This window comes from Streptomyces sp. x-19 (assembly GCF_046549115.1).
Lineage (GTDB): Bacteria > Actinomycetota > Actinomycetes > Streptomycetales > Streptomycetaceae > Streptomyces > Streptomyces albulus_C.
In genome coordinates this window covers 256,042-270,864 of sequence record NZ_JAJPWK010000007.1, presented here as the reverse complement: position 1 = coordinate 270,864, position 14,823 = coordinate 256,042, and the positions used below count along the sequence as shown (strand labels likewise).

The 14,823-nt window shown below is 74.6% G+C and carries 12 protein-coding genes; 4 read left to right on the top strand and 8 right to left on the bottom strand.

Annotated elements, in window-relative coordinates:
• Positions 1–323 precede the first annotated feature (323 nt).
• Entirely contained in the window at positions 324–1,229 is a 906-nt protein-coding gene (locus tag ACLJT4_RS20065) for a DUF3027 domain-containing protein (protein WP_411123659.1), read from the top strand.
• A 575-nt stretch (positions 1,230–1,804) separates the two neighbouring features.
• On the opposite strand, the gene ACLJT4_RS20060 is transcribed toward ACLJT4_RS20065, so the two are convergent.
• Positions 1,805–2,035, bottom strand: coding sequence for a hypothetical protein (locus tag ACLJT4_RS20060; protein ID WP_411123657.1), 231 nt, complete (start codon positions 2,033–2,035; stop codon positions 1,805–1,807).
• Between the two features lie 160 nt (positions 2,036–2,195).
• Here ACLJT4_RS20060 and ACLJT4_RS20055 point away from each other — a divergent pair, with 160 nt between their 5' ends.
• Both ACLJT4_RS20055 and ACLJT4_RS20050 read left to right on the top strand, forming a co-directional pair.
• The gene (locus ACLJT4_RS20055; protein ID WP_411123655.1) at positions 2,196–3,131 is read left to right on the top strand and encodes a DMT family transporter; all 936 of its coding nucleotides are present in this window, start codon (positions 2,196–2,198) and stop codon (positions 3,129–3,131) included.
• 242 nt (positions 3,132–3,373) lie between these two features.
• A complete protein-coding gene (locus ACLJT4_RS20050; RefSeq protein WP_411123653.1) occupies positions 3,374–4,219 on the top strand; it encodes an alpha/beta fold hydrolase in 846 nt (281 codons plus the stop codon).
• 90 nt (positions 4,220–4,309) lie between these two features.
• Here ACLJT4_RS20050 and ACLJT4_RS20045 read toward each other — a convergent pair whose 3' ends face one another.
• The 5 genes from ACLJT4_RS20045 to ACLJT4_RS20025 form a co-directional block, all read right to left on the bottom strand.
• On the bottom strand, positions 4,310–5,332 hold the full coding sequence (locus ACLJT4_RS20045) for a TolB family protein (protein ID WP_411123651.1): 1,023 nt from the start codon (positions 5,330–5,332) through the stop codon (positions 4,310–4,312).
• Positions 5,329–6,681, bottom strand: coding sequence for an MFS transporter (locus ACLJT4_RS20040; protein WP_411123649.1), 1,353 nt, complete (start codon positions 6,679–6,681; stop codon positions 5,329–5,331). The genes ACLJT4_RS20045 and ACLJT4_RS20040 overlap by 4 nt, the downstream gene beginning before the upstream one ends.
• A 5-nt stretch (positions 6,682–6,686) precedes the next feature.
• Positions 6,687–7,580, bottom strand: coding sequence for an alkaline phosphatase family protein (locus ACLJT4_RS20035; RefSeq protein WP_411123647.1), 894 nt, complete (start codon positions 7,578–7,580; stop codon positions 6,687–6,689).
• 130 nt (positions 7,581–7,710) lie between these two features.
• Positions 7,711–8,661, bottom strand: a complete 951-nt coding sequence (locus tag ACLJT4_RS20030) for a trypsin-like serine peptidase (RefSeq protein ID WP_411123645.1) — start codon at positions 8,659–8,661, stop codon at positions 7,711–7,713.
• A 106-nt stretch (positions 8,662–8,767) separates the two neighbouring features.
• Positions 8,768–9,931, bottom strand: coding sequence for a CaiB/BaiF CoA transferase family protein (locus tag ACLJT4_RS20025; protein ID WP_411123643.1), 1,164 nt, complete (start codon positions 9,929–9,931; stop codon positions 8,768–8,770).
• Between the two features lie 132 nt (positions 9,932–10,063).
• Between ACLJT4_RS20025 and ACLJT4_RS20020 the strand changes: the two genes are divergently transcribed.
• Positions 10,064–11,482 (top strand): tetratricopeptide repeat protein, encoded by a 1,419-nt coding sequence (locus ACLJT4_RS20020; protein ID WP_411123641.1) that lies wholly within the window; start codon positions 10,064–10,066, stop codon positions 11,480–11,482.
• 15 nt (positions 11,483–11,497) lie between these two features.
• On the opposite strand, the gene ACLJT4_RS20015 is transcribed toward ACLJT4_RS20020, so the two are convergent.
• Both ACLJT4_RS20015 and ACLJT4_RS20010 read right to left on the bottom strand, forming a co-directional pair.
• On the bottom strand, positions 11,498–13,933 hold the full coding sequence (locus ACLJT4_RS20015) for a SpoIIE family protein phosphatase (protein WP_411123639.1): 2,436 nt from the start codon (positions 13,931–13,933) through the stop codon (positions 11,498–11,500).
• Between the two features lie 96 nt (positions 13,934–14,029).
• Positions 14,030–14,803, bottom strand: coding sequence for a uracil-DNA glycosylase (locus tag ACLJT4_RS20010; protein ID WP_411123637.1), 774 nt, complete (start codon positions 14,801–14,803; stop codon positions 14,030–14,032).
• Positions 14,804–14,823 lie beyond the last annotated feature (20 nt).

The window sequence follows — 14,823 nt, the reverse complement described above, 5'->3', positions numbered from 1 at the left end:
ACCCGTGGCCCGACTGGCCGGTTACGGTCGGAGATATTTGCTGCTCCCGCCGAGGGGTCGTGCAGCGTTGAAGGGGTAGCGTGTCCAGAGCGCCACCGGCGGTCCGTTCCGGCCGCGTACCTCATTTCCCTGCGATCCCGCAGAATAGGACGTAAGAGGTGCGCTCGACCGAACGATCCAACCGGGCGCGGACGTCGACGCGGTCCCCCGGTCCGCTCCGCCCGCCCCGGTACCGCCGGTCGTCCGGACAGGACCAGGACAGCCCCGGCTGGCGCGCTCGTGAGACGGCGTGGAAGAGAGAATCGATTCTTGTGAGTGCTGCGATGCGAAGCCGTACCCCTGACCGGCTGTGCGCCGAGGCGGTCGACCTTGCCCGCAAGGCGGCCGAGGAGACCGCCACGCCCGGCACGGTCGGCGAGCACGTCGACGCCGTCGCCGAGGCGGACCGCGTCGTCACCCATCTCTTCGACTGCAAGCAGCCCGGCTACCGCGGCTGGCGCTGGGCCGTCACCGTCACCCGCGCCTCCCGCGCGAAGGCCGTCACCCTCGACGAGTCGGTCCTCCTGCCCGGCCCCGACGCGCTGCTGGCCCCCGAGTGGGTGCCCTGGAGCGAGCGGCTGCGGCCCGGCGACATGGGCCCCGGCGACCTGCTGCCCACCGAGTCCGACGACCTGCGCCTGGAGCCCGGCTTCAGCGGCGAGGACGCGCCGCCGCCGAACTCCCCGGTAGCCGAGGGCATGGCCGCCGACGTCGCCGACACCGAGGAAGCGGTCGTCGTCCCCGGCTCGCCCGCGATCCAGCCGGTGCCCGGCCGCGGCAGCGTCGGCGCGGTCGCCGAGGAACTGGGCATGGCCCGCGCCCGGGTCCTGTCGCGCTACGGCCTGCACGCCGCCGCCGACCGCTGGGAAGAAGCCTTCGGCCCCAAGACCCCGATGGCCCAGGCGGCCCCCGCCACCTGCATGAGCTGCGGCTTCCTGACCCCGATCGCCGGCTCCCTGCGGCAGGCGTTCGGTGTCTGCGCCAACGAGTTCTCGCCGGCCGACGGCCGCGTCGTCTCGCTGTCCTACGGGTGCGGGGCGCACTCGGAAGCCGCCGTCATGCCGAAGCCGCCGCGGCCGGCGGAGCCGGTGCTGGACGAGACCGTGGTCGAGCCGGTGGCCATCCGGCCGGCGGTCGACGGCGGGTCCGTCGAGGACGGTGGGCCGGCGGAGGAGCTCGGTCACAGCTGAGCCCTTGCCGGTGGGTGGGCGGCCCACGTTGCCGGCTGTCCCGCCGTGGGGGTGCCGGTGGTCTTTGCCCGCCTTCGGCGGGAGCGGTGGGGTGTGCTGGGCGGGTGCGTCGCCTTCTCTCCGTGGTGGGTGTCGGGGGTGGGCCGGGGGGGGGGGGGGGGGGGGGGGGGGGGGGGGGGGGGGGCGACAACCCCCCCCCCCCCCCCCCCCCCCCCACCCCCCCCCCCCCCCCCCCCCCCGGGGGGGGGGGGGGGGGGGGGGGGGGGGGGTCGCGGACGTAAAGCGCAGCAGTCCTGCACACCACCCCCTCCGGCCCGCCACCGGCCCCAACAGCCCCGCGCAGCGGACACCGCCCGCGCCGCAGGCGCAACGGCAAAACCCCCACGGCGGGACGGCCGACAACGCCCCGCGCCGCAGGCGCAAAAACGGCAACCCCCACGGCGGGAACGCCGACAACGTGGGACGAAGCCCGCCGCAGGCTCGCCGTAGAGCGCGTCGGCGCGGATGTGGTGCAGCCGGTCCCGGAGGGGTGCCGGGTCGTGTGTGGGGGCTGGGGCCCGTGGGCCGGCCGGGCGTCAACCGATCGCCACATGCTCCCATCGCAGTACCGACCGCGATTCCGGTCCCGCCTGGCCCTCCGCCACCACCGGCCACGGCATGAGCAGCGGCGAGAGCCGCCCCGGGGCGATGGTGCGCCGGGTCGAGCCGCCGGGGCCGGGGCCGGCGGCGGGTGCGGAGGTGCAGCCGGCCGCGGCGAGGGACGCGGCGGCCAGCGCGGTGGCGAGGAGAGGAGAGATGCGGCGCACGGTCTCACGGTGCGGGAGGCGCGCCCGGTGGCCAAGCGACGCGCCGGGACGTCACGCGGACGAACGACAGTGGCGGACCCTCCTGCACGTCCGTGCCGGGCGGCCCGGCCGGGCTGCGGTTAGCGTCGGGGGCGGGGTCGGCCGAGGGAGAGGTGGGCGCGTGACGGTGTGGGTGCCCGTCGTCTTCGCGGTGCTCGCGGCGGCGTGCAACGCGCTGTCCACGGTGCTTCAGCGCCGTGCGGCACGCACCGTGCCGGTCTCCGCCCGGCTCCGGCTCGGCCTCTTCGCCGACCTGTTGCATCGGGCGGCGTGGCTGGGCGGGATGTTGATGGTGTTGCCGGCCGCCTGTTTCCAGGCGTTGGCGCTGTCGTTGGGCGCGCTGTCGGTGGTGCAGCCGCTCTTCGTGCTGGAGCTGCCGTTGGCCCTGCTCATCGGCCGGGTGTTGCTCGGGGGGCCGGTGCCGGTGCGGATCTCGGGGCGTGGTTGGGCCGGGGTGGGCCTGCTGGTCGTGGGGTTGGGCACCGCGTTGGCGGCTGCTGCGCCGACCGTGGGCCGGGACCACGCCCCGTTGAGCCGCTGGGTGCCGGCCCTGGTCGTGTGTGTGTCGGTGATCGCCGTGACGGTCGGGGCGGGGTTGCGCCGCGGGGCCGGCAGTGTGCGCGCGGCCTGCTTCGGTGCGGCGACCGCGGTGGGGTACGCGCTCACCGCCGCGCTGCTCAAGGACGCCACGCATGCGTGGGAGCGCGGCGGTCCGGCGGAGTTCTTCGTGTCGTGGCAGACCTACGGTTTCGCGCTGACGGGTGTGCTGGCGTTGTTCATGATGGAGAACGCGATGCAGTCCGGTCCGTTGACCGCCTCCCAGCCGGTGCTCACCCTGGGGGACGCGCTGATCAGCCTGTCGCTGGGGGTGACGCTGTTCGACGAGCGGGTCCGCATCGGCTGGTGGCTGGTGCCGGAGGCGCTGGGCGTCGGCCTGATCCTGTGGGGGGCGGTGTTGTTGTCCCAGGTGTCGCTCGCCCGTGACCTGGCGACCGGTCAGACGGGGGAGCGGTTGGACCGGTCGCCAGGTCACGGGCGGAAGCGGGGGTGTGGGTGAGCCTCGATTCACCGGTCTGTCCCTGAAGTGATCTTTTGAGGAGGCGGGTGTCTCGGCGATTTTCGGCGTCCGAGACGAGTTCTCCGGTTTCCCGGGTGGGCACCGCGGGCGGGTACGTGTTCTGCTGCCGTGCCTGGTCCGGGATGCTGAGGACGGCTCGTTTGGCGGAGGGGTGCATAGCGGTGGTGATCGAGGTTTAGTCTCACGGGAGTTGATGTTCCTCGGCTTCGGGAGGATGACCTATGGCAGCCGTGCACGTGACCGTGTGGGATGACCGCGATCGGGTCGCGGGAAGCCGGGCCCCGACAGCTTCGGGGGCCCCGGCGGCGGCTGCCCCGGCCCTCTTCGTCCACAACATCTTCACCTGGGGCAGCGACTCCATGTACGGGTTTGCGGGGCAGCGGCCCCTCGCGGACAGTAGGCGGCTCCTCCTGTTAGATCGTCGGGGCTATGGCGACAGCCCGGACACCGCGCGCAGCGACTTCGACGTCGATGCCGAGGACGTCGTGGAGGTTCTCGGCGACGGGGCCTCCGCCGTGGGGCTCGGCGGCGCCCACCTCGTGGGGCACGGGAACGGCGCCGTGGCCGCGCTCATCGCCGCCGCGCGCCGACCCGACCTCGTCCGCTCCCTTGCCCTGATCCAGCCGTCCGCCTTCACCGCCGCCGCGCACCATCCAGTCGTCGCCGATCTCCTCGACCGGGTGCGCGACGGTGCCCCGGGCGTCCCGGACGGTGTCACGCCGGAGCAGTATCTCCGTGCGTCCACCGAGGGGTTGGGGATGGCCATGCCCGAGCCCACGTCGCGCCGGCTCCGTGCCGTTGCCACCTCCATGAGGGAGCGGCCGGTCTGGGAGGCGGAGATCCCGCTGGAGGTGGTCCGGGGCGCGGCCCTGCCGGTTCTGGTGATCTGCGGAACCTGGGAGCGCGCGCCGGCCGCCTACCGCGAGCACGTGGGGCTTCCCCTCGTGGCCGTGGCCGAGTCCCTCACGGGCTCCCTCGGGGGTCGTCTCCTGCGGGTGCCCGGTTACTACCCGCACACCCAGGAGCCCGCCGCCGTCAACGCGGCCCTGCGGGAGTTCTGGGGTTGACCCGGTTCGGCATCGGCTGCCGGTCCCGCGCGGCCCACGCCTGCCCGGCGGCCCGTCTCATCCGGTGCACACCGCACGTGGAGCGCCGCCTCATCCGAGGTAGGCGGGGGCGACCGCGGACGTCATCATCCGCCGGGCGGTGCCCGAGCCGTCGGCCGGGACCGTCCACAGGTCCGAGCCGTAGTCGCCGGGGAGCGCGTAGACCAGGGTGGCGTTGCCGGACCAGAGCGCCTGGTCGTCGATGTTGCGGTGTTCGGCGGTGGCGGTCTCCTTCATGGTGGCGAGGTCCAGGACGTAGAGCCGCCAGGGGGCGTCGGGGGAGGCGCCGGGCACGCGCTTCTTGTACGCGATCCGGGTGCCGTCGGGGGAGAGCGAGGGGCACTCGACGTTGTCGTGCAGCGTGGTGAGGGTGCGGGCGGTGCGGTCGCCGCGGACGAGGTAGGTGCGGCCGCCGGTGGCGAGGGTCGCGTAGAAGCGGGTGTCGTCGGCGAAGGTGACGCCCCAGACGTTGATGTCGGAGGCGTGGTAGGGCCGGTCGTCCTTGCGGACGGCGTACTCCTCCAGGTTGTCGTCCAGCGCCCAGGTGCGGGTGTCGGCGATCGCGGTGCGGGTGGAGAAGGCGGTGCCCGCGTACGAGTCGCCGCTGACGAAGACCGTCCAGGCGACGGTCCGGCCGGAGGGGGAGACCCGGGCGCGGGTGGGGATGCCGGGGGCGGCGAAGCTGTGCCGCACCCGCAGGTGGGAGTCGAGGACCACCGCCCGGTAGCTGTCCTGGAGGGTGCCGCGTTCGGCTTGGAGGCAGATGCCGGTGCCGGCGGCGGCGTGGAAGCGCAGGCATTTCACGCCGGAGGCGGTGCGGGGCCCCTGCGGGTGGTCGGCCGGCACCGTGGCGATCTCGTCGCGGTGCGGGCCCCAGGCCAGGTTGCGCACCAGCAACTGCCGCTGTCCGTCGGGGGCGAGCCGGACGTCGCCGGTGCGGACCTCCGGGCCGTCGGCCTGCTGCCGGTCGCGGACGGCGGACCGGTCGGCGGCCCGCAGCACCGCGGCGGTGCCGACCGTGCCCAGCAGCACCACCGCGAACAGCAGCACGGCCAGGCGGGTCTTGCGGTTCATCGGGGTGCTCCCTCGGGGGTGGGGCGGTCGCCGTCGGCGGTGCCGCCGGGGCTTCGGTCCGGTGCGTCGGGGGTCCGCAGCAGTCGGGCGGCGCCGACCGTGGCGGCGGCGAGGGCGACGGCGGTGACCGCCAGCGCGGACCGTCCGTCCCACAGGCTCCAGGCCGCGCCGAACGCCAGTGAGCAGACGAACCGGGCCAGCGCCTGGCCGGTTCCCACCAGGGCTTGTCCGGCGCCCAGGTGTGCGGCCGGGACGGCGCTCGCGGTGGCGGCGGCCAGCACCCCGTCGGTGGCCGCGTAGAACGCGCCGTGCAGGACCAGCACCGCGACCACCGTGGCCGGTCCGTGCAGCGGTGCGAGGACCAGTGCGTACGCCAGGAGGAGCGCGGCGTGGCCGGCGAGGAAGAGCCGGCGGCGGCCGGCCCGGTCGGCGAGTGCGCCCAGCGGCACGGCGAGCAGCAGGAAGACCGCGGCGGTGCCCAGCGGCAGCAGCGGGAACAGTTCGGTGGGCACGCCCAGTTCGCGTTGGAGGAGGAGGTAGAGGAACGCGTCGCTGACGGTGGTGAGCCCCAGCAGTGCGGCGCACAGCGTCAGTCGGCGCAGTGCGGGGCGGCGGAGCAGCGCCAGCGAGTCACGCAGTGCGGGGCGGGCGGGTGTCGGGGCGGTGGCGGCGGGCCGGGGCGTGCGGGGTTCGCCGCCGGGCCGGGCGGGGACGAAGAGCACCAGCACCAGTACGCCCAGCGCCGCCACGCAGGCGCTCACCGTGAACACCGCGTCGTAGCCGTCGACCGCGATCCGCAGTACCGCGAACGCCGCCAGCGGGCCCAGCAGCGCGCCGGCGGTGTCCATCGCGCGGTGCACGCCGAACGCCCGGCCGCGGTGTTCGGGGCGGGTGGACAGCGAGATCATCGCGTCCCGGGGCGCGGTGCGCAGTCCCTTGCCGGCGCGGTCCACGGCCAGGACGGCGCTGATCGCCGGCAGTCCTTGGGCGATCAGCAGCAGGGGTTTGCAGAGCGCGGACAGGCCGTAGCCGAGGCCGGCCACCACCTTGTGCCGGCGTCCGCCGCCGTCGGCGAGGTGGCCGCCGGCGAGCCGGACCAGTGCCCCCACCCCGTTGTTGATGCCGTCCAGCAGGCCGAAGCCGAGCGGCGACAGTCCGAGGGCGGTGACCACGTACAGCGGCAGCACCGCGGTGATCATCTCGGCGGAGACGTCGGTGATCAGGCTGACCGCGCCGAGGGCGAGCACCGTGCCGGGGACCGCGGGCCGCCGCCCCGGGCGGGTGGTGCCGGGGGCGGCGGCGGGACCGGGGGTGCCGGCGGTGCTGTTGCGGGAGTCCGCGAGGTACACGGGCCTCAGTTCCAGATGCCGGTGACGTCGGACGCGGCGGCGGCGTTGCCGGCGTGGGTGCTCAGACCGGCCAGGTCCTCCAGGGTGCGGAGCACGTTGTAGTGGTTGTAGGTGGTGCCGCTGGAGCTGCCGGGCGCGACGTGCGCGCCGTAGAACAGCGTCGGGATGCGGTTGCCGGAGAGGCGGTTGTCCTCGTCGAAGGTGACGACCAGCATGCTGTTGTGGGTCTTGGCCCACTCGGCGTAGCCGCTGAGCTTGTCCTTGACCCAGGTGTCGCCGGTGCCCACCGAGCAGTCGTGCATGTCGTTGCAGAGGTCCGGGATGACGAACGAGACCTTCGGCAGGGTGCTGTAGTCGGACGGGAACTGGGCCATGGTCTTGGCGGTGTTCGTCGGCACGTTGGAGAAGCCGAACCACGGGTTGTGCTTCTGCGCGTACTTCCCGCTGCTGCAGGTCGTGGAGCCCTGGCTCGGCAGTCCCTCGTTGTAGCTCGCCCAGGTCTGGCCGGCGGCGAGCAGCTCGGAGGCGAGGTTGGGGGCGGACATCGACCCGACCGGGACGCAACTGTCGTCCGTGCGGCCCTGGTTGGAGCCGGAGAACAGCATGTAGTAGTTCGGCTCGCTGGGGTGGGTGAGGCCGAACGACTGGGTGAGGTCGGCGCCGCCGGCCTTGAGGGAGTTCAGGTAGGGCGCGCTGGAGCTGCCGACGACCTGGCTGTAGGCGTGGTTCTCCAGCATCACCACGACCACGTGGTCGGGGGCGGGGAGTGCGGCGGCCTGCGCGCTGGCGGTGGCGCCGGACGCGGCCCACAGCCCGAGCGAGGCGGCGGCGAGGGCCGCCGCGCCGGCCACTGCGGTGAGGGAACGCCGGGTGCGCTTGCGCGCCGTGACTGCGGTCATGACTGTCCTCCGGACAGGAGTGACGGGCGTAGGGGGTGGGGGAGCGCGGCAACCCTAGAAGCACCCGGCCGGACCCGGCCGTCCACCGGGTGAAGAACAAACGAACGAATGCCCTACGCCCGACCGTGCGTCAGGCCGGGGTGCGGGGTGCCGCCGGGGTGTCGCCCCGTACGGCGTGCAGGTACAGCAGCGCGATGTCGACGGTGAAGTACGAGCTGTAGGAGATGTCCGGGGTGTCCCCGCCGGTGTGGTAGCCGCCGATCACGCCGATCAGGGCGTAGCCCGCGAAGTCCCGTACCAGGAAGGGCCCGCCGGAGGTGCCGCCGACGTAGCCGGCGCAGGGGATCTCCAGGAAGTCGCCCGGGGCGGCGGGGTCGGTGCTGGTGTAGCGGTGGGTGGCCGAGGAGCAGTCCAGCGGCTGCGGGTAGCGGGCGTCGCTGTTGCCGGGGTAGCCGATGAGCCGGACGTCGCGGTGGTCGTATCCGGGGTAGGGGAGCAGGTCGAAGCCGCCGGTGACCTGTTGGACCCGGGCGCCGTCCGCGCGCGGCCCGACCCGGACCACCGCGTAGTCCCAGCGGGCGCCGCCGTCCGTGCCCAGGTCGTAGTAGCGCTGGTCGAGGTAGACCCGCTCGACGGGGTAGATGCCGTGCGGCTTCTGGCCGTCGTGGTACTGCGGTACGAACGACAGGTACTTCTTCGGGTCGGCGGAGCGCAGGCAGTGTCCGGCGGTGACCACGAGGTCGCGGTGCGGGCTGCGGACCACCGTCCCGCCGCAGAACCGGCCGGTGTTGCTGCCGTCGGTCCAGAAGAAGGTGCCCACCTGCGGCAGTCCCGCGAAGGGGTGGCTGGGCGGTACCGGCGCGGCGGTCGGCCGGGCCGGTACGGTTCCCTTCGCCGCCACGGGTTCGGCGGCCTCCATGCGCCCCGCGGTCCAGTACGCGTCGACGGAGGAGGCCGGATCGCCGGGGGCGGCGGCGTGCGCGGGCGGTGCGGGCAGCGCGAGCAGGGCCAGGACGAGCACCAGCAGGGCGGCGAGCGGCGCGGGAACGGAGCGGTCGCGGGCGGCGAGGGGTCTGCCCATGGACGGATTCCTTTCGAAGGAGGGCGGCCCGGCCGTCCGACTCCCGCCGCCGGCCGGGTCCGCGTCGACATCGTCGTACGCCACCGGGCCGCTGGCCAGAGGGGCGTCACCGGTTGCCGGGCGTTTGCCCTGACGTGCCGTCGAGTTCCGCCAGAATGCGCTCGCGGTCCTCGTCCAGGGCCGGGATCCGGTCCATCCGGGGCTCCCGGCCGGGGACGGTGACCGGCGGCAGCAGCGCGTGCAGCGGGCCGACCGGGGAGTCCACGGTGCGCCAGCGGTCCCGGGCGGCGAGCTGGGGGTGCTCGGTGAACCCCGTGACGTCCCGCAGCCGGGCGTGGGCGATCCGGGCGTCGGCCAACCGCCCCTCGATCTCGCGCGCCGACAGCCGCCCGAACCGTTCCTCGATCCGTTCCCGCAGTGCCGCCCGGTGGGCGACCCGGCCGGAGTTCTTGTCGAACCGTGGATCGGTCGCCAGCTCCGGGAGTTGCAGCACCTGTGCGCAGAACGCCGCCCACTCCCGTTCGTTCTGCACGCCGAGGAAGACCTGTGCGCCGTCCGCCGCGCGGTACGGCCCGTACGGGGCGATCGCGGCGTGTTCGGCGCCGGAGCGGGGCGGGGTGGTGCCGCCGTAGCGGGTGAAGTAGGCGGGGTAGCCCATCCATTCGCCGAGCGCCTCCAGCATCGACACCTCGAAGGCGCCGCCCCGGCCGGTGCGCTCGCGTTCGTAGAGGGCGGTCAGGATCCCGCTGTAGGCGTACATCCCGGCGGCGATGTCGGCCACCGGCAGCCCGATCTTGGCCGGTTCGTGCTCCGTGCCGGTCAGCGACATCGCCCCGGTCTCGCACTGCACCAGCAGGTCGTACGCCTTGGCGTGCGCGTACGGGCCGCCGGTGCCGTAGCCGGAGATGCCGCAGACGACCAGCCGCGGGTGCGCCGCCAGCAGCGCCGCCGCGTCCAGGCCCAGCCGTTCGGCGGCGCCCGGTGCGAGGTTCTGCACGAAGACGTCGGCGCGGGCGAGCAGTCGCCGCAGCACCGCGGCGTCCTCGGGGCGCTTCACGTCGAGCGCGATCGACTCCTTGTTGCGGTTGAGCCAGACGAAGTGGCTGGACATTCCGCGCACCGTCTCGTCGTACCCGCGGGCGAAGTCGCCCGTCCCGGGGCGTTCCACCTTGATGACCCGGGCGCCGAGGTCGGCGAGTTGGCGGGTGGCGAAGGGCGCGGCGACCGCCTGTTCGAGCGCGATGATCGTGATGCCGTCCAGAGGGAGCATGAGGGGACCTTTCCTGCGGAGACGGGGCGGAGCCGGGCGAGGGGGGTACCTATCTGCCCGTGGATCCGGACCGAAGGATCCACGGATCCGACGGGATCCGGCGGCACCCCCACTCACCCCGCAGGAGCCACCATGACAGTCGACCGGCACGGGCACGCCCTGACCGACACCGGTCCCGAAGCCCTCGACCTCTACGAACGGGCCCTGGACGACCTGCTGTTCTTCCGTCCCCGCATCGAGGAGAGGGCACGGGCGCTGCTGTCCGCCGCGCCCCGCGCGCCGATGGCGCACGCCCTCGCCGGCTACCTGGGCGTGCTGGGCACCGAGGAGAAGGGCGCGGCGGCCGCCCGCGACGCCTTCACCGCCTTCCGTGCCACCCTCGACGTCGACCGCACCACCGCGCGCGAGCGGATGCACCTGGCCGCGGCGGGCGCCTGGTTGGACGGCGACTACGGCACCGCCGGCCGGATCCTCGGCGAGATCGCCGTCGCCCACCCCCGCGACCTGCTGGCCCTCTTCGCCGGCCATCACCACGACTTCCTCACCGGCGACGCGCTGCGGCTGCGCGACCGGGTCGGCGGGGCGCTGGACGCCTGGGACGAGGACGATCCGCACTATGGCCCGCTACTCGGCATGTACGCCTTCGGCCTGGAGGAGAACGGCCACTACGAGCACGCCGAACAGACCGGCCTGGCCGCCCTGGCGCGGAGTCCGCTGGACGTCTGGGGCATCCACGCGGTGGCGCACACCTACGAGATGCGCGGCCGGTTCACCGACGGCGCGCGCTTCCTGGACGCCCGCACCGACGCCTGGTCGGACGGCACCCTGCTCACCGTCCACAACTGGTGGCACCACGCCCTGTTCGTCCTGGAAGCCGGCGACACCCGACGGGTCCTGGACATCTACGACGCCGCGGTGCACCACGCCGACTCCGCGGACGTGGCGATGGAACTCATCGACGCCGCCGCCCTGCTGTGGCGCCTGTACCTCGACGGGGACGACCAGGGCGCCCGCTGGGCCGCGGTCGCCGACGCCTGGGAGCGCCGCGACGACGGCCCGCACTACGCCTTCAACGACGCCCACGCGGTGATGGCGTACGTCGGCGCGGGACGTCCGGACCGGGCCGAGCGGCTGGTCCGGGACCGCGAGCGCTGGCTGGCCGGGGTCCCCGCCGGCCCGTCGCCCACCAACCGCGCGATGACCGCCGACGTCGGCCTGCCCGTCTGCCGGGCGCTGCTCGCCTACGGCCGCGGGGACTTCGCCGGCGCCACCGACCTGCTGCTGCCGGTCCGCCACCGGCTGCACGTCTTCGGCGGCAGCCACGCCCAGCGCGACGCGGTCCAGCGCACCCTGGTCGAGGCCGCGCTCCGGGCCGGTCGCCACGACCTGGCCGGCACCCTGCTGAGCGAACGCAGCCGGCTGCGGCCGGTCTGCCCGTACAACTGGTCGGCCAAGGCCCGTCTGGCGGAGCAGTTGGGGGCACCGGAGCGGGCGGCCGCGGCGCGGGAACGGGCGGCGGCGCAGGCGGCGGGCGGCGTGCCGGCCGGGTGAGCCGGGCCGGTCAGGTCAGGTCAGCAGCTGCTCCGCCCAGATCACCTTGCCGTCGGTGGTGTAGCGGGTGCCCCACCGGTGGGTGAACTGGGAGATGAGGAACAGCCCGCGCCCGCCCTCGTCGGTGGTCCGCGGATGCCGCAGGTACGGGGAGGTGCTGGAGCCGTCGCACACCTCGCAGATCAGCGTGTGCTCCAGGATCAGCCGCAGCCGGATCGGCCCCGACCCGTACCGGATCGCGTTGGTGACCAGTTCGCTGACCACCAGCTCGGTGGTGAACGTCAGCGCGGGCAGGTCCCATTCGGTCAGCTGCTGCGCGGCCATCTCCCGGGCCCGGCCCACCAGGGCCGGGTCGGCGGTCAGCTCCCAGGAGGCGAACCGGTCCGGGGCGAGGCCGCGGGTCCGGGCCAGCAGCAGCGTGACGTCGTCGTGCTGCCGGCGCGGCACCAGGGCGCCGAGGACCGCTTCGCCGAGCGCGTCGAGGGAGTCGTCCGGGGCGGCGAGGGCGTGCAGCAGCCGGTCCTTGGCCGGTTCGCCGGTCGCGGGGCCCGCGCCGGCCAGCAGCCCGTCGGTGTAGAGGGCCAGCACGCTGTCCTCCTTGACGGTCACCTCGACGGCCTCGAACGGCAGTCCGCTGACGCCCAGTTGGGGGCCGACCGGCAGTTCGGCGAACGCGGCGGTGCCGTCGGGGGCGACGATGACCGGCGGCGGGTGGCCGGCGCTGGCCATGGTGAAGCAGCGGCCGACCGGGTCGTAGACCGCGTAGAGGCAACTGGTGCCCACCGCGCCGGCGTCCGCGCCCTGGCCGCCCTCCTCCGACACCCGGCTGACGAGGTCGTCGAGGCGGGCGAGGAGTTCCTCCGGCCGCAGGTCGAGGGCGGCGAGGGTCTGCACCGCGGTGCGCAGCCGCCCCATCGTGGCGATCGCGCCGATGCCGTGCCCGCGGACCTCGCCCACCACCAGCGCCAGCCGCGCCCCGGACAGCGGGATCACGTCGTACCAGTCGCCGCCCACCCCGGCCAGCTCGTCCGCGGGCCGGTAGGACGTGGCCAGGGTCAGCGCGCTGTGCTCCAGGACGCCCTGCGGCAGCAGACTGCGCTGGAGGGTGAGGGCCGCGGCGCGCTCCCGGGTGTAGCGGCGGGCGTTGTCCAGGCAGACCGCGGCCCGGGCCACGAACTCCTCGGCCAGCCGCAGGTCGTCGGGGCTGAACGGTTCGCTGCGGGCCCGCCGGAAGAAGCTGGTGACGCCCATCGTCGTGCCGCGCGCCCGGATCGGCACCACCATCGCGGTGTGCAGTCCCTGTTCCCGCAGCAGCCGGCGTCGGCCGCCGGGGATGTCGGCGGCCCACTCCGGGCCCTGCGGGTCCAGCCACTCCACCCGCCACGACTTGCCGTCGACCAGGGCCCGGATGGGCGGGGACCAGGAGTGGTACGACGCCAGGTCCCCGACCTCGACGACCGCTTCGGGGACGCCCGGTCGGGCCGACTGCTGGCCGCCGCGGCGCAGGGCGACTCGGTCGGTGTCGCCGGGCGGTCCGGTGAGCGGGTCGCCGCCCCGGATCACTGAGTCGAGCAGGTCCACGGTGACGAAGTCGGCGAGGTCGGGCACCGCGACGTCGGCGAGTTCCTGGGCGGTGCGCAGCACGTCGAGGGACTGGCCGATGGCGGTGCCGGCCCGGTCCAGCAGGGTCAGCCGCTGCCGGTTGCGGTACCGCTCGGTGATGTCGAGGACGGTGTAACACACGCCGATGGGGCGGCCGTTGACGCCGTCGAGGCGGACGAACGACATCGCGTGGGCGCGTTCGTAGCGCGGTTCGGACTGCGGGCGCCCGATGTGTTCGTAGCCGAGGACCGGCTCGCCGCTCTCCAGGACGCGCTGCATCTGGGCCTCCAGCGCCTCCGCGTCGAGGCCCGGCTGGACCTCGGCCAGCCGCCGCCCGATCCGTTCGTGCGCGGAGCCGCCGCCGAACCGTTCCAGGGCGAGGTTCGACCACACGAACCGCAGGTCGGTGTCGACCACGGCCATCCCGACGGGCGTCTGCATCAGGAGCTTCTCCAGTACCGCCCGGCTGATCTCCCAGCCGGGGAACGACGACGCCTCGGCGGACACCACCAGCCAGTGCGGGGTGCCGTCGCCGTCGGTCACCCGGGCCAGCTGCACCGTGACGTCGACCAGGGAGCCGTCCTTGCGCCGGGCGGTGAGCGTGCCGCTCCAGCCGCCGTGCGCCCGGCACTCGGTGGCGAGCTCGGACAGCCGGGCGGCGTCGTCCGGGGCGAGCAGGGACGCCGCGGCCCGTCCCACCACGTCCGCGGCCGCGTGGCCGAAGAGTCGCTCGGCGCCGTCCGGCCAGCTCTCCACGCGTCCGCGGGCGTCGCACAGCACCAGGGCGGCGTCGGCGATGTCCAGCGGCGCCTGCCGCCCGTCGTGGCCGTGCTCCTCGAAGTCCACCATCAGAGCCGTTCCGTCTCTGCCGGATGACCGGGCGAATGCGTTATATGGGGTATTTACCCCATCTGAGGGTACTGGCCCCGGGACGTTCGGTCCGTCTCACAGCCCGGCGAGTTCACGGGCCCGGGCGAGCAGGGTGACCAGCATGTCCGGGGTGAGCCGGCGGGTTAAGGTGTTCCGCTGGCTGGGGTGGTAGCAGCCGAGCACCCGCAGCTCGCCGCGCCGCGCGCCCGCCGCCAGGGCCACCTCCGCGCCGTGGCCGAACGCCGGCCGGGGCCGCGGCACCGGCCAGCCCGCCGCGCCGAGCGCCGGCCACAGCGCGTCCCAGCCGAACCCGCCCAGCGCCACCACCACCCGCAGCCCGGGCGCCAGCAGGCAGAGCTCCCGCACCAACCAGGGACGGCAGGTCGCCCGCTCGGCCCCGGTCGGCCGGTTCTGCGGCGGCGCGCAGCGCACCGGCGCGGTGATCCGCACCCCGTGGAGCGCCAGCCCGTCGTCCCGGTGCGTGGCGGTCGGCTGCGAGGCCAGGCCCACCGCGTGCAACGCCGCGAACAGGAAGTCGCCGGAGGCGTCGCCGGTGAACATCCGGCCGGTGCGGTTGCCGCCGTGCGCGGCCGGGGCCAGGCCCACCACGGCCAGCGCCGCGTCCGGCGGGCCGAACCCCGGCACCGGCCGCGCCCAGTACTCCCAGTCGTGGAACGCCGCCCGGCGCTCCACGGCCACCCGCTCCCGCCAGGCCACCAGCCGCGGACAGGCCCGGCACCCGACCACCGCGGCGTCCAGCGCCGACAGACCCGCGCACCGCGCCGCCTGCTCGGCCGGGTAGCCGCGCTCCTCCGGGCCGGGCGGCTCCCCGCTCGGCTCCCCGTTCATCGACGGCCCTCCTCTCCGCG

What these genes read in the sequence shown, in the direction of transcription:
- ACLJT4_RS20065 (WP_411123659.1), top strand. Translation starts at nt 324, where the DNA reads ATGCGAAGCCGTACCCCTGACCGGCTGTGCGCCGAGGCGGTCGACCTT.
- ACLJT4_RS20050 (WP_411123653.1), top strand. Translation starts at nt 3,374, where the DNA reads ATGGCAGCCGTGCACGTGACCGTGTGGGATGACCGCGATCGGGTCGCG.
- ACLJT4_RS20045 (WP_411123651.1), bottom strand. Translation starts at nt 5,332, where the DNA reads ATGAACCGCAAGACCCGCCTGGCCGTGCTGCTGTTCGCGGTGGTGCTG.
- ACLJT4_RS20035 (WP_411123647.1), bottom strand. Translation starts at nt 7,580, where the DNA reads ATGACCGCAGTCACGGCGCGCAAGCGCACCCGGCGTTCCCTCACCGCA.
- ACLJT4_RS20030 (WP_411123645.1), bottom strand. Translation starts at nt 8,661, where the DNA reads ATGGGCAGACCCCTCGCCGCCCGCGACCGCTCCGTTCCCGCGCCGCTC.
- ACLJT4_RS20025 (WP_411123643.1), bottom strand. Translation starts at nt 9,931, where the DNA reads ATGCTCCCTCTGGACGGCATCACGATCATCGCGCTCGAACAGGCGGTC.
- ACLJT4_RS20020 (WP_411123641.1), top strand. Translation starts at nt 10,064, where the DNA reads ATGACAGTCGACCGGCACGGGCACGCCCTGACCGACACCGGTCCCGAA.
- ACLJT4_RS20015 (WP_411123639.1), bottom strand. Translation starts at nt 13,933, where the DNA reads ATGGTGGACTTCGAGGAGCACGGCCACGACGGGCGGCAGGCGCCGCTG.
- ACLJT4_RS20010 (WP_411123637.1), bottom strand. Translation starts at nt 14,803, where the DNA reads ATGAACGGGGAGCCGAGCGGGGAGCCGCCCGGCCCGGAGGAGCGCGGC.